The sequence below is a fragment of the Halobacillus naozhouensis genome (assembly GCF_029714185.1).
In the GTDB taxonomy this organism is placed as follows: domain Bacteria; phylum Bacillota; class Bacilli; order Bacillales; family Halobacillaceae; genus Halobacillus_A; species Halobacillus_A naozhouensis.
In genome coordinates, this window is record NZ_CP121671.1 from 4008402 (window position 1) to 4022108 (window position 13707).

At 42.6% G+C, this 13707-nt stretch carries 14 protein-coding genes and 2 riboswitches; of the genes, 6 read left to right on the forward strand and 8 right to left on the reverse strand.

Going from position 1 to position 13707, the window contains the following annotated elements; all coding sequences use genetic code 11:
* The first annotated feature begins 144 nt into the window (after positions 1-144).
* The 5 genes from P9989_RS20470 (at position 145) to qoxD (ending at position 5028) form a co-directional block, all read left to right on the forward strand.
* On the forward strand, positions 145-813 hold the full coding sequence (locus P9989_RS20470; protein ID WP_283076686.1) for a Dph6-related ATP pyrophosphatase: 669 nt from the start codon (positions 145-147) through the stop codon (positions 811-813).
* Between the two features lie 379 nt (positions 814-1192).
* Positions 1193-2092 (forward strand): cytochrome aa3 quinol oxidase subunit II, encoded by a 900-nt coding sequence (qoxA, locus tag P9989_RS20475; protein WP_283079000.1) that lies wholly within the window; start codon positions 1193-1195, stop codon positions 2090-2092.
* Positions 2093-2116: 24 nt separating this feature from the next.
* A complete protein-coding gene (gene qoxB, locus P9989_RS20480) occupies positions 2117-4051 on the forward strand; it encodes a cytochrome aa3 quinol oxidase subunit I (protein WP_283076687.1) in 1935 nt (644 codons plus the stop codon).
* 1 nt (position 4052) lies between these two features.
* Positions 4053-4658: a cytochrome aa3 quinol oxidase subunit III gene (gene qoxC / locus P9989_RS20485; RefSeq protein ID WP_283076688.1), complete on the forward strand. Its 606-nt coding sequence runs from the start codon at positions 4053-4055 to the stop codon at positions 4656-4658.
* Between the two features lies 1 nt (position 4659).
* Positions 4660-5028, forward strand: coding sequence for a cytochrome aa3 quinol oxidase subunit IV (qoxD, locus tag P9989_RS20490; protein ID WP_283076689.1), 369 nt, complete (start codon positions 4660-4662; stop codon positions 5026-5028).
* Positions 5029-5384: 356 nt separating this feature from the next.
* On the opposite strand, the gene P9989_RS20495 is transcribed toward qoxD, so the two are convergent.
* Complete coding sequence (locus tag P9989_RS20495) at positions 5385-5660, reverse strand: spore morphogenesis/germination protein YwcE (protein WP_283076690.1); 276 nt, start codon at positions 5658-5660, stop codon at positions 5385-5387.
* A 256-nt stretch (positions 5661-5916) separates the two neighbouring features.
* On the opposite strand from P9989_RS20495, the gene P9989_RS20500 reads away from it, so the two are divergent.
* Positions 5917-6720, forward strand: a complete 804-nt coding sequence (locus tag P9989_RS20500) for an alpha/beta fold hydrolase (protein ID WP_283076691.1) — start codon at positions 5917-5919, stop codon at positions 6718-6720.
* A gap of 120 nt (positions 6721-6840) precedes the next feature.
* Here P9989_RS20500 and thiE read toward each other — a convergent pair whose 3' ends face one another.
* The 7 genes from thiE to P9989_RS20535 all read right to left on the reverse strand — a co-directional run bounded on the left by thiE (position 6841) and on the right by P9989_RS20535 (position 13329).
* Entirely contained in the window at positions 6841-7458 is a 618-nt protein-coding gene (gene thiE, locus P9989_RS20505) for a thiamine phosphate synthase (protein WP_283076692.1), read from the reverse strand.
* The gene (thiM, locus tag P9989_RS20510) at positions 7448-8230 is read right to left on the reverse strand and encodes a hydroxyethylthiazole kinase (protein WP_283076693.1); all 783 of its coding nucleotides are present in this window, start codon (positions 8228-8230) and stop codon (positions 7448-7450) included. Before thiM ends, thiE begins: the two co-directional genes overlap by 11 nt.
* Complete coding sequence (thiD, locus tag P9989_RS20515; RefSeq protein WP_283079001.1) at positions 8221-9033, reverse strand: bifunctional hydroxymethylpyrimidine kinase/phosphomethylpyrimidine kinase; 813 nt, start codon at positions 9031-9033, stop codon at positions 8221-8223. Before thiD ends, thiM begins: the two co-directional genes overlap by 10 nt.
* On the reverse strand, positions 9030-9719 hold the full coding sequence (tenA, locus tag P9989_RS20520) for a thiaminase II (protein ID WP_283076694.1): 690 nt from the start codon (positions 9717-9719) through the stop codon (positions 9030-9032). Before tenA ends, thiD begins: the two co-directional genes overlap by 4 nt.
* Before the next feature lie 42 nt (positions 9720-9761).
* Positions 9762-9865, reverse strand: a riboswitch (TPP riboswitch).
* 5 nt (positions 9866-9870) lie between these two features.
* A complete protein-coding gene (thiW, locus tag P9989_RS20525) occupies positions 9871-10365 on the reverse strand; it encodes an energy coupling factor transporter S component ThiW (RefSeq protein WP_283076695.1) in 495 nt (164 codons plus the stop codon).
* An 86-nt stretch (positions 10366-10451) separates the two neighbouring features.
* Positions 10452-10563: riboswitch (TPP riboswitch) on the reverse strand.
* 87 nt (positions 10564-10650) lie between these two features.
* Positions 10651-12339: a PucR family transcriptional regulator gene (locus P9989_RS20530; RefSeq protein ID WP_283076696.1), complete on the reverse strand. Its 1689-nt coding sequence runs from the start codon at positions 12337-12339 to the stop codon at positions 10651-10653.
* Positions 12340-12357: 18 nt separating this feature from the next.
* Positions 12358-13329, reverse strand: a complete 972-nt coding sequence (locus P9989_RS20535) for a pyridoxal-phosphate dependent enzyme (RefSeq protein ID WP_346274877.1) — start codon at positions 13327-13329, stop codon at positions 12358-12360.
* Between the last annotated feature and the right edge of the window lie 378 nt (positions 13330-13707).

The following is a 13707-nucleotide window of genomic DNA, read 5'->3' on the forward strand; positions in this document are numbered from 1 at the left end:
GTAATGTAAAAAATGTATGAAAATTCAATATTCCACATTGTACAATTTAGGAAGGTCGGAAAAAGCCGGTTTGTCCAGCTCGTTCAAAAGCTGTATGATTCAAGATAAGAGATAATATAAAAGGTCAGGAAAGGAAGGTCTTGGATGGAGAATGTTATTGTTTCCTGGAGTGGGGGAAAAGACAGTACATTGGCACTCTATTATTTAATGAATAATAGTAATTATCGCATTAGAGGACTGTTGTCGACCACTTCTCAAGCGAGCGGAAGACTGCCCGTACACGAGGTGCGAAGAGAGTTCATTCAGGCCCAAGCTAAGTCACTTGAACTTCCTTTATATGACGTGCCGCTGCCACCAATGGCAGATAACAGTACTTATGAACGGACACTTCAACAAAAGTTTAAGCAGTTTAAGTCAGAGGGGATTTATACCATTGTTTATGCGGATTTATTTTTGGAAGATATAAAAGATTATCGGGATCGTCTACTTTCCACAGCGGGAATGTCAGGGCTATATCCATTATGGGGAAAAGCTTCCACTACCATTGCAGAGGAGTTTATCTCAGCAGGGTTTAAAGCTATCGTTACAGCTGTTGACACAGAACAACTCACGGCTGACCAGGCAGGGTGTATGGTTGATAAAAACTTTATTAATTCATTGCCACCAGGTGTAGACCCTTGTGGTGAAAATGGAGAATTCCATACATTTGTGGTGGACGGACCGATCTTTCATTCTACTATCTCTGTACAGCCAGGCAATCAATTTGAAACAGGCGGCGGAAAGTTTGCACACATTGAATTAATGAAAGAATAGAAGAAGCTTGACAAACTAAACAAACCTGAATTATTCTCGTTCCTATGACTCTTGGGGGAACTCAATTCCGGTACCTTATTAAATGGGCGCTATCGCGTCCATTTTCCATTTCAGGTAATAGATTAAAGCTATTATGGCTACACCATTATGGAGGCAGACTGTGCAATTCCCTTAACTTTGAATAATTTGTGTCAAAATTGAATAGAAATCGTGATTTTTATATGACAATTTATTTAACAATGTCTCGGTGTAAGCTTTATTTGCTATACTATCCCCAGTAATTGATAAACTAGAACATCCATCCCTTTTAATATATTTGTGAGAAGGAGTGTATTGCCAAGTGGAACGCAACAAACGGCATATTAAAAAATGGCTGGCTATGCTGCCACTAAGCCTCGTGCTACTATTAAGCGGCTGTAGTCAATTGACGGTCCTAAATCCAAAAGGTCCTGTCGCAGAAAGTCAAAAAGACCTGATTATGTATTCAATCTGGTTTATGCTCGTGATCGTAGTGGTTGTTTTTGTCCTATTCGCTTACATTGTCATTAAATATCGTGACCGTCCAGGGCGAGGAAACAAAGACTATAATCCGCACCTTCACGGAAACACAATGATTGAGATTATCTGGACAGTTATTCCGATTATCATTGTGGCAGCCTTATCCGTACCAACCGTACAGACATTATTCGATCTTGAAAAACCACCTGAGTCGTCAACTGACAAAGAACCGCTCGTCATCCATGCGACATCTGCAGATTGGAAATGGTTTTTCAGCTATCCGGAACAAAACATAGAAACAGTCAATTATCTCCATATTCCTACTGATCGTCCAATCGAATTCAAACTGGCCTCTGCCGATTCGATGGCAGCACTTTGGATTCCGGCTTTAGGCGGACAAAAATACAATATGGCCGGGATGCAAAACACGCTTTTCCTGCAAGCCGATGAGCAAGGAGTCTATGATGGCCGAAACGCAAACTTTACAGGCGAAGGTTTTGCAGCTCAGACATTTGAGGTTTATGCAGAAAGCGGCGAGGAATTTTCCAACTGGGTAAAACAGGCACAAAATGCACCTGAGCTTACTCAGGACCAATATAATAAGCTTCTTAAACCTGGGTTAACAGACAAGAGGACCTTTTCCTCCACCCACTTACAATGGGTAAATCACGGTACACTTGCCGGAATGGACTATGCGATCAAACGTCATGAGGAAGCTTATGAAAAAGAATTACATCTGAAAAGCGAGGATATTGAAATTGATGCTACAGATGAAGAGTGATAGAAAGAAAGCAGGTGAGGAATTATGCAATTAGATGAATTTTTCGTCACGGGTGAACCGCTCATTTATGCAGGGATGGTTTCCATCGTACTGGTTACAGCTGCTATTATCTTTGTTCTAACTTACTTTAAAAGATGGGGCTGGTTGTGGCGTGAGTGGTTAACTACTGTTGACCATAAAAAGATAGGTATTATGTATATACTCAGTGCTCTTGCGATGTTGTTCAGAGGTGGGATGGACGCCCTAATGATGCGTGTCCAACTAGCATTTCCCGGTATGGACTTCTTAGGCTCGCAACACTATAATGAAATTTTTACAACTCACGGAACAGTCATGATCATTTTTATGGCCATGCCATTCTTGATCGGTCTAATGAACGTGATCGTACCCTTGCAAATTGGTGCCAGAGACGTAGCATTTCCGGCCTTGAACGCCTTAAGTTTCTGGTCGTTCCTATTTGGGGCCATGTTATTTAATATATCTTTCGTAATCGGCGGTTCTCCAGATGCCGGTTGGACCAGTTACACACCGCTCGCTGGTGCAGCAATGAGTCCTGGTCCAGGACAGAACTTTTATTTGATGGGTCTCCAGTTATCAGGGATTGGAACACTGGCCACGGGGATAAACTTTATGGTTACGATTATTAAAATGCGTGCTCCAGGAATGAAAATGTTTCAAATGCCAATTTTCACCTGGTCAACACTCGTAACAGCGTTTATTATTGTTTTTGCCTTTCCTATTCTAACTGTTGCATTAGCTTTAATGACAATTGATAGAGTATTTGGTTCCCAGTTCTTCACCTTAACCGGCGAAGGCTTACCGATGATGTGGGCTAACTTGTTCTGGATGTGGGGACACCCAGAAGTTTATATTGTTATTTTGCCTGCCTTTGGTATCTTCTCAGAGGTTATTGCGACATTTGCGCGCAAGCAGTTGTTCGGTTATAAGGCCATGGTTTGGTCGATGATCCTTATCGCAGGATTAAGTTTCCTTGTATGGGTTCACCACTTCTTTACGATGGGGGCCGGAGCATTTGTTAACTCTGTATTCTCTGTTTCAACAATGCTGATCGCGGTTCCAACTGGTGTTAAAATATTTAACTGGCTCGCTACACTATACAAGTCGAAAATTCAGTTTACAGTAGCCAACCTATGGGCACTTGCCTTTATCCCAAGTTTCGTAATCGGGGGGGTTACGGGTGTTATGCTGGGTATGGCTGCAGCCGATTACCAGTTCCACAATTCGTATTTCCTAGTGGCACACTTCCACTATGTGCTTATAGCTGGAACCGTATTTGCCTGCTTCGCAGGTCTTGTGTATTGGTATCCGAAAATGTTTGGCCACAAACTTAATGAAAAACTTGGTAAAATTAGCTTTTGGTTCTTCCTTATTGGCTTCCATGTTTGTTTCTTCCCACAATATTTCGTGGGGCTGGATGGTATGCCGCGTCGAGTCTTTACCATTATCCCAGAATGGATGCCCCTTAACGTCATTTCGACTGTAGGTGCTTTCGGTATGGGACTTGGTTTTGCCATCTTCGTTTACAACATTTACTATAGTTATCGTTACAGCGAGCGTGAAAAGAGCGGTGATTCATGGGATGGACGCACACTGGAATGGGCTACTCCAACTCCAGTACCGTTTTACAATTTCGCGACTGTTCCTCATGTAAACTCGCACGATGCCTTTATAGAAATGAAGGAAACAGGTGAAACGACTTTCGATGAAGAAAAAGTTGAGCCGATTCATATGCCAAGCAATACTGGTCAACCAATTATTATGATGGGAATTGCGTTTATAGCAAGCTTCGGAATTGTTTTTGAATGGATGTGGATGGCTATTGCCGGCTTAATTGGCGTCATAGTCATGATGGGCGTCCGTTCCTTTGACTATGACGACGGATTCCATGTTGAAGTAGACGAAATCAAGCGTACCGAACGCAAAGCAAGGAGGTTGTAACATGAGCTCACATGAATTAAAATCCGGCCCGTTGGAATACCGTATACAGCAAGGTCAAATGAATATTCTTGGTTTTTGGATATTCCTCGGAGCTGAAATAGTTCTGTTTTCAACACTCTTTGCTACCTATGCTGTATTGTTCGGTCGAACAGACGAAGCCCCGTTGCCATCGGAACTGTTCGAACCTGGCTCCGTGTTGATTATGACCTTTTTATTGCTTACAAGCAGTTTCACCTGTGGTATAGCGATTCATGAAATGCGACGGGGTTCTAAGAAAGGGCTCATAACGTGGATGATTGTAACATTAGCTTTGGGCCTTGGGTTCATCGGTTTGGAAATAGAAGAGTTCATTCACTATGCGCACGAAGGGGCCACATTACAGTCCAGTGCTTATTGGTCCAGCTTCTTTGTGTTAGCTGGTACCCATGGGTTGCACGTAACCTTGGGAATCGGCTGGGCAATCCTTTTATTGATCCAGATAGCAAAACGCGGGTTAACACCTGTTACCAGCCGTAAATTCTTTATTATCAGCTTGTATTGGCACTTCCTTGATGTTGTTTGGATCTTCCTCTTTACAAGCATTTATTTGATCGGGATGGTGGTTTAACATGGCAGAACATAACAAACGTATTCCTGTTCAGCACATTGTTGGCTTCGTCTTGTCTTTAGTCTTAACATTACTGGCTGCCTGGGCTGCTCTTAGATCAGACTTATCAACGTTTTGGATTATCACATCAATTATGATTTTGGCTGTCATTCAAGCTGGTATTCAGTTATTTATGTTCATGCACATGACGGAATCAGAAAGCCACAATGGCCACGTGCCATGGAATATGATGTTTCATGGATTTGTCCTGGCAGCTATTGTCGTTGCCGGCTCTCTCTTTACCATGTCATTTGGCCATGACCATAATAAGCATCAACCACATGAGCAGCACCAACAACAGGAACAGCATCAGGAACATTCTAGTCATTAAGTTTGCTCCTGGTTATAGAATCAAGCCTTATAGTATAGCAACTTTAATATCCCACGGTGGTGATTAGATTGGAAAAAAACAAACAACTCTACAATGAATATAATCAGGATTCAGGCAGTTTCCCTTGGAAGCATGTAGTAAGCTTTACCCTATGTATTATCCTAGCTGCTTTCACACTCTGGGGAACCCTGTATTCAGATTATAGTTTCAAACCATTATTAGCCATCATATCGGGCGTTGCTTTCTTACAGGCATTACTTCAACTGTTCTATGTGCAACCTCGGCAATAGGCCTTACAAAATAAACCTAAAAAAGCCCACTTTTCTTTGTTTGAAAAGTGGGCTTTTTATATAGTTTTAATATTTTACGGCTTCGCGGGGTTTTTCATGTGAATTCGCCACTTGGATAATAAACATCACCCAGGCTACTTCAGCAACAATTAGGCTCAAATAAAACATTGACCATGTAATCGAAAATGCTGAGGGAGCAGAAATGAACATTGTCTCAAAAAAGTACACCCACATTCCTACAAGCAAAATGGTTTGAGTTATAGCTAACTTTGTCTTTTTCAAATGAATAAATACAAATGGGGCAACCGTTGCAATTAATAAAAACATAAGCACAATACCCATTATATCCATCTCCTTATTTATATGATCCCATGTAAACGTATTCTTATTATAATTGTAACAAACTTTTCTCAAAAAAGACACAAATTATTCACATTTTATCATTGAATTTTCGAAAATAGTCTATTCAATCACATCTCGAGCCATGAAAAAGGTATCCAGGAGGAGCAAATAGAAGTAGTAAGGGATCTATCTTTTCACAACGAACTAGACATGTTTATTTAGTACCGTTGATAAACTATACAGGGAGGCGATCAAAATGCCATATATGAAACTGAAGGATGGAGCCGAATTATATTATGAAGTAGCCGGAGAAGGAAAACCTGTTTTATTATTACATGGAGTTTGGATGAGCAGCCGTTTTTTTCAAAAGCAAGTCCCCTATTTCCGTGAAGGGTATCAAACTATAACATTGGACTTTAGAGGACACGGTCAGTCTTCACCGATAGACTCCGGTCACACAGTCGCCAACTATGCCCGTGATCTAAAGCAATTTATCGAACATTTGGAACTTAAAGATCTCACTCTGTTAGGCTGGTCTATGGGGGCTTTCGTGATTTGGGAGTATATTAGCCAATTTGGTGAAGACAATATTAAGGCGACCGTAATTGTTGATGAATTAGCCTCTGATTTTAAATGGGAAGATTTCGAAATCGGGGCTTTTGACCTGCCGACGTTAACGAGTATGATGCGTGATCTCCAAACGGATCAAAAAGGACTGCTGACAGGATTCATTCCTCTTATGTTTAAAGAAGAAGTGTCGTCAGAAAATATGAAGTGGATGCTTGCAGAAACAACAAAACTCCCGGCAACAACGGCTAGTGCTATTTTATTTGATCAGTCATTGATTGACTGCAGACCATATCTTTCATCAATTACAGTTCCTACTTTACTTTGCTTCGGCAAGGAGGAGAAACTTATTCCTGTCGCTGCTGGGCAGCATTTGCACAGAGAACTCAGCAATTCACGCCTAGAGGTATTTGAGGATAGCTGCCATTGTCCATTTTTAGAAGAGACAGAAAAATTCAATCATAAAGTTCACTCCTTTTTAAAGTCGCTGTAGATACAGGAAGGCTACCGTGCTTACACGGTAGCCTTCCTGTATTTATGCTAATTGCTAACGCTGTTATTTGCGCTCAGAAGCGTTTTATTGGCGTTCACCAGCCAATCCGGCGGTGAGCACCTAGAGGCGACTCGCGACATCACGAACATCATCAGCATACGTCATAGCAGAAATTACGCATACTCCATCCGCCCCCGCTTCAAGCACCAAACCGGAATTTCGAACTGTAACCCCTCCAATTCCAACTAGCGGAACATCAGGATACATCCCTCTCAATTTCTCAATCCATTCCACTCCAACAGCCACTTTCGCATCTAGCTTCGTTGACGTTCCAAATACCGGACCAGCACCCAGATAATCAACGACATCGACTGAGCTTTCTTTCAACTCAGCTTCATTTGATACGGATAAACCGATAATTTTATTAGGAAAAGTCGAGCGCAGCTGCTTAACGCTCATGTCCTCCTGCCCCACATGAATTCCATCCGCTTCCAAAGGATCTACCAAAACGCTATCGTCATTTACAATAAACAACACATCATGCTGCCGGCAAAGCTTGCGCAGTTTCTGGCCAAGCGACAGCTTATCCTCACCCTTAAGCGAACCTAGGCCCTTTTCCCGAAATTGGAATGCCGTTATCCCACCGGCAATTGCCTCTTCTAGAATTTTTACTGGGTCACGGGGACAATTCTGGCTGCCCATAATAAGATATTTCCTCAATCTCTTTCTAAGATTCATGAAGAAAATCCTCAAGCTGTGAGACTTCCATAGCCAGAGCATCAATAAAACAAGCGGCAAAAGTCCCGGAACCTTCCACTCCAGGCCTCGAGGCAGCCCATTCCGCGGCCAGCCCATAAAATTTAACGGCAGCATAAGCCTGTTGAAGAGGCGTGCCATCCGTTGACAGACAGGCCGTTACAATGGATCCCAGCAAGCATCCCGCTCCAGTTACTTTAGATAATAAAGCATCTCCTGTTTCATTGAAGACTGTCTCTTCTCCATTTGAGATCACATCAACTTCACCAGTGACAATCGCTAAAGTATCAAATTCCTGCGCAACTTTAACGGCAATCTCCTCTGGATTTCCTGAATCAATAGAGTCTACCCCTTTCGTTTTTAAAGGAATGCCTATGAGGTGAGAGAGCTCGCCTGCATTTCCTTTAATAGCTGCAGGTTGTACTTCTGCTACAATTTGATCAAAAGCTTTCGTACGAAAGGGAGTTGCTGCTACGCCTACAGGATCAATCACTACTGGGATTCCCTTCTTATTTGCAGCTTTCCCAGCCAGTATCATGGATTGGACCTGTGGCACTGTCAGTGTTCCCATATTAATTAATACACCGTCCGATAAATTTGCCATATCAGCTGCGTCTTCCATCGCCATAGCCATGATAGGTGACCCGCCAAAAGCCAGCAAACCATTGGCACTAAAATTCATCACCACTTGGTTCGTTAAATGATGAATGAGCGGCTGTTTATTCCGCACGTTAGAAACCACATTTACAGCCATTTATTAAACACCTCTTCCCTTGTTGCGAAGTGGTTCGTTGGTCCGCTTCCTTGACCAAGTTCAAACGAATGTCGGATCGCTTCCGTAACAAAATACTTGGACTGTTCGATAGCTTCTATAAGAGATGTGCCGTGACTTAAATGGGCAGTGATAGCAGCAGAATACGTACAGCCTGTTCCATGCGTGTTTTCTGTATCAATTCGCTTACTTGAAAAAGTATGAATGTCAGAACCATCAAATAGAACATCTATGGCTTGGCCTTTTCTATGCCCCCCTTTTACTAAGGCAGCACTTGCTCCGAAACTCGTAACAATTTGCTCAGCTGCTTCTTTCATATCTTCGATGCTTTGTATGGACTCACCTATAATATCCTCCGCTTCAGGAATGTTTGGCGTGACGAGTGTTGTGTAAGGCAGCAAATTATCACGAAGCCACAAGCGTGACTCCTCTTCCATCAAAGGGTCGCCGCTTTGGGCCATCATTACAGGGTCCATGACATATGGAGCTGCGACTGCTGGCAGCCAACTCTTGATGGCCTTCATCATTTCAATGCTTGCTATCATTCCTGTTTTAAACGCATGAATGGGCATATCTGAAGAAACGGCTTCTAATTGTTTCTTTAGCATATCAATAGGCATGTCGTGGATATCCTTCACCCCTGTCGTATTCTGAGCGACAACCGAGGTAATAACGCTCATGCCATAGCTTTTTAATTCTTGAAATGTTTTTAAATCAGCTTGAATGCCCGCACCGCCACTTGGGTCCGTGCCGGCAATCGTTAATGCACAAGCCGCTTGATTCATGTTGAGGTCACCGCCTCTCCTGTCGGCCATTCTTCACAAGTGTACGCCATTTCCCAGAAGTTTAACTCGAGCTGACAGCTCTTGCGAAAGGCATCCTTCATCCGTTTCAGCTCACTTTCTGAAGCCTCTTCGGCCAGCTCATTGAGGCGTTCACGCATGGCCATGGACAGCGTATCAAACTCCTCATTTGCGTAGAAATCTATCCACGGGTAGAACGTATGATTAGGTGTTGGCTGATATTTTTTCATCAAATGGTTGCCGATTTCGAGATAAGTCCATGGACACGGAAGCAAGGCAGCGAGAATTTCTCCGAGCCCTCCCATTTGAGCATGATACATCATGTGTTTAACATAATGATCAGCTGTTGGCGGCAGCGGGTAACCTTGCAATTCGTCATAACCTACACCGATGACATCGCAAAAGTTGTGATGAGGGTGGGTTTCACTGTTTAGCACAAACCCGACTTGTTCACTGAAATAGCCCATATCACGGCGCTCAGTTGATTTTGATATTGCAACACCATAAACGTGCATAAAGGCATTTAAATACTCATAATCAGCCTTAATATAATGAGCCAATACTTTTTGCGGTACTTCACCTTTTCCAATACCATCAACAAATGGATGGCGAAAAATGGCTTCAAATAGTTCGTTATTTTCTTTTCGTAATGTTTCAGTAAATGTCATAGAATTTGCCTCCTTAGATTATAGGAAGCCACTGAAAGATGCTTTGAGATGAGGCTACTTCCCTCACGCTGGTATTAGCCAGATCAGGTTCAAAGGGATAAAGGGAAATTCCTTATCTCAGCATACTTGCACCCCTAGTAGTTTCCGAAGATTATAGATTTGTTTGAGGAATTGCATGGTTTTGACGAACCTTTGATACTACGAACCAACCGATCACTGCACCAGTTGTACTGCTGATGAGAAAGGACGGCAAGAAGGCTAATGCCCCCGCAGAACTTCCCATTAGAAAGTTGGCATAAGGCACGGAGAGCATAGCACCGATAAATCCAGTCCCTATCACCTCACCCGCTGCAGCTGTCCAGGTTTTTCCAGACCATTTGTAAAAGTAACCCGCTAGCAAAGCTCCAATCATTCCTCCTGGAAACGCAAGCAAAGTTCCGAGTCCAAGCAGATTGCGAAGCAGGCCGATCATAAAGGCAATCACAACGGCCGGAATTGGACCAAGCGTGACGGCAGCCATAACATTGACAGCATGTTGAACAGGATAAGCCTTAGCTATTCCAGCTGGAAACCAGAGCATTTGCGAACCAAGCGTTCCGATAGCTACAAATACAGCCATGGTCGTTAATAGTCGAGTTCGATTCATATTTTCCCTCCTCTCTTAGAAGGGGAGTGAACATGAAAAAAGCCAGATCCCGGGGGACCTGGCTTCGAACGGATAAAGTCATAAGAAATTTCTTCTGACTACTTCCCTCCGCTGGTCTTAACCAGATCAGGTTCATAAGAGTCGAAAAGCTTTTGCGCTTTTCTCTCAGCCCGTATTAGGGCCCCCCTAGTAGTTGATGTATCAAAACTATTCACTTGGTTGCTTTTATCATAACAGAGAATATTTCGAATGTCATCATGAATCATTCTTTAGTAAAACTCCCTGTTATTCTTCTTCCACCTTCTTCAGCTTCCATAACCTTACACTAAGTTCCAGTAAAAACATATCGTCTGCATTTAACAACGATAAGCCTGTCAAATGTTCAATATTGCGCAATCTGTGGAGTAATGACTGCCGATGTAACATCAGGGCCCTCGCTGTTTGACTGACATTACTATTGTATTTATTGTAAACGATAAACGTATGAATAAGATCTGCCTGACGTTTCTGATCATACAGAATCAGCGGTTGTAACGTGTCTTTGACAATGTTTTCAATTTCTTTTTCATGGGAAAGGGCCATGAGGAGCCTGTTCATACGGGTATCGCTAAAGAAGGTCCGATTCCCATCTTCATGTTGCTGCTTGCCGATATTTAAAGCGGTCACCGCCTGGTCGTACCCTTGATGAAACACAAAGACTCCATTCTTAGGGAAAGATATTCCCCAGGAAATATTAATGCCCGCCAGTAATTCATTTAATCTACGTTCGATAAGGTCGAGGAATTGGTTGCTCGTTTCCATATAAGGGTGGTCATCTGCTTCTAGGTACACAATAACTTCCCCATCTTCAAACGTAGTCATGGTCCGACGTTTTAATACATCGCCCGCATGAGTAACCTCTTTTTGAATGTAATAATTCCGGCTGTTCATCGAGGAAGATAAGACTGATTGCTCCCCGGCTTTCTCTATCTGATTATTTTTCTTCTTAAAGCGGATTGACCCCACAAGGCAAATGTAGGGCAAGGTTAATTCGTAGCCAAGTAGTTGAGCCTTGGACAGCATTTGTTTATCTACTTCCACTTCACTTTTCGCTAAATCTAATAAAAAATCATCTCTAAGCCGGATTTCCGTCATTTCAATGGCATTTTCTTTTACAAAATAGAGGGCACAAGCCGTTAGAGCATGTTCCAATATATTTAAGACAGGCCAGGTTAACTCTTCATTATCTCTTGGCTGAAATAGCAGATAGCCTTGCTTTTTATAATTGGATAGAATGGTAAGCTGATAACAAAACTGTTCCCCAATTTTATATTCTTCAATGTAATGATAGAGAGGATGGTCGCGAAACGGGGTCTCCTCAGTCGGGATAAGTTCATAGTCTCCTTCTTCCACCCCATTTAGAACGTCAATCATCCGCTGATCAAAGTCATAATTCGCCCTGACTATCTTGTTATGATCACTAATGGCCACAGGAATTTTCGAATACTGAAAGAGAATGGTCATTATCTCTTGCAGACCTTTGCCATTTAACACACAGTTAATGAGTTCCTGCCGAACACTTTCCGCCTGTTTCTGTTCAAATTCTTTCTCTTTGCTTATTTCGGCTAATACATCTTGCAAAATATCACCGAATCGTACATTCCACGGGATTTCAATAATGGTGAAATTTTGCTCAAGAGCGAGTTGTTGGATGCGATCAGGAATTTTAAAGATATACCGTCCAGTAGCAATCGCGAGCGCAGATGCGCCTGAATGGATGACATCCTTCACATAAACTTCTAAACAATCTGGATCGTCGCCACACCCGACTCCAGTACTAAGAACAAATTCATTTTTACGAACAAAGTTTTCTACAGGTGTTTCTATAACTGAAATCCACTCTACCTGACTCGTTTCAATCCGCTCATTTCCGACATGAATTTTTGCTGGTTTCATGACGGGTAACTGTAAGACATCCTTAACGGTTATTCCCATTTATCACACCCCGCAAGCTTATCTAGTTTTTAACAACTCACTCACCGTTTCATGATCGATATTATTACCGCTGACAACGCCTACAATGACACGACCGTCTCCTTTTTGCTTCTCTGACAACAATTTTCCGATCACCGCCCCCGCTGCTCCTTCTACTGCCATTTTATGATGCTCGAGCAGAAACAATACCCCTTCTGCAATCGCCTTCTCGGATATAAGCACGCTATTATCCATGTATTGCTTCGTTAATTGAAAAGTGTACTGATTATCCGGGCCAATTCCGCCTAATAAACTGTCTGCCAGTGTTGGCGTTTCAGCTATTTTGATGGGATACCCCTGCTTCAAACTTTCATGCATGACCGCTGACTTCTCCATCGATACACCCGTCACCTGAATGGACGAATCATTCGACTTTAACGTGTAGCCAATACCCGAAAGCAAGCCTCCTCCTGAGAGAGGAATTACGATTTCATCTATATCAGGGCACTGTTCCAACACTTCAATTCCAATCGTGCCCTGCCCAGCAATGACCTCAAGATCGTCAAATGGCTTGATGACCGAAACACCTTGTTCCTTCTCTAATCGATAGCAGTAGTCTTCCGCATCATCCTGATTTTCCCCCACGACAGCAACTTCCGCACCTAGATCCTTCAGGCGGTTCACTTTCCCTTTCGGTACCCGAGAAGAAATACATACTATGGAGCGAATCCCCAGCTGCTTTGCGACATAGGCGACCGCAATACCATGATTTCCCGTTGAAAATGTCGCCACACCCTTTTTTTGATCATCCTTAGACAGAGAAAGGATCTTGTTAGCAGCCCCTCTTAATTTAAAAGCTCCTGTAGGCTGGTGGTTTTCAAGTTTCAAATACACCTGATTTCCTGTATGTTTAGATAAAGCATCTGAGTATATAAGGGGGGTTTGTAAAACTAATCCTGCAACCCGCTGCTTCGCCTTCCAAATTCTTCTTAAAGATATTAGCTCACTCACGATTCATTCTCCTCTCCATATACATATGCCATCATAGTTCAGATTTTTCAGATATCATTGTACAAAAAAAGAGAGCATACTATGAAACGCTGTATGACCTCTTCTATTGTTCCATTAATGATTGTCGGATCACTTCTTCCAGAGCCGGATATAAAACCCTTTATGTGAAACCTGTTTTTTCACTAAGCTTTCCTGAGCCTGACTAAGAAAAGTCCCTCAATGGCTTATAGAGACTTTGGCAGATTTCATCATTATCTCTGCTTTTCCTCGATCGAACGCCCATTCATACATCCTTCAATAATGGGCTCTGTATTTAATTATACAACATTCAGGCGCTAAAATACAGGTAATCGTTCGACAAAAACCTTCTACACGAGG

Coding starts and splice junctions, on each gene's coding strand:
- P9989_RS20470 (WP_283076686.1), top strand. CDS start 145: ATGGAGAATGTTATTGTTTCCTGGAGTGGGGGAAAAGACAGTACATTG.
- qoxA (WP_283079000.1), top strand. CDS start 1,193: ATGCTGCCACTAAGCCTCGTGCTACTATTAAGCGGCTGTAGTCAATTG.
- qoxB (WP_283076687.1), top strand. CDS start 2,117: ATGCAATTAGATGAATTTTTCGTCACGGGTGAACCGCTCATTTATGCA.
- qoxC (WP_283076688.1), top strand. CDS start 4,053: ATGAGCTCACATGAATTAAAATCCGGCCCGTTGGAATACCGTATACAG.
- qoxD (WP_283076689.1), top strand. CDS start 4,660: ATGGCAGAACATAACAAACGTATTCCTGTTCAGCACATTGTTGGCTTC.
- P9989_RS20495 (WP_283076690.1), bottom strand. CDS start 5,660: ATGGGTATTGTGCTTATGTTTTTATTAATTGCAACGGTTGCCCCATTT.
- P9989_RS20500 (WP_283076691.1), top strand. CDS start 5,917: ATGCCATATATGAAACTGAAGGATGGAGCCGAATTATATTATGAAGTA.
- thiE (WP_283076692.1), bottom strand. CDS start 7,458: ATGAATCTTAGAAAGAGATTGAGGAAATATCTTATTATGGGCAGCCAG.
- thiM (WP_283076693.1), bottom strand. CDS start 8,230: ATGGCTGTAAATGTGGTTTCTAACGTGCGGAATAAACAGCCGCTCATT.
- thiD (WP_283079001.1), bottom strand. CDS start 9,033: ATGAATCAAGCGGCTTGTGCATTAACGATTGCCGGCACGGACCCAAGT.
- tenA (WP_283076694.1), bottom strand. CDS start 9,719: ATGACATTTACTGAAACATTACGAAAAGAAAATAACGAACTATTTGAA.
- thiW (WP_283076695.1), bottom strand. CDS start 10,365: ATGAATCGAACTCGACTATTAACGACCATGGCTGTATTTGTAGCTATC.
- P9989_RS20530 (WP_283076696.1), bottom strand. CDS start 12,339: ATGGGAATAACCGTTAAGGATGTCTTACAGTTACCCGTCATGAAACCA.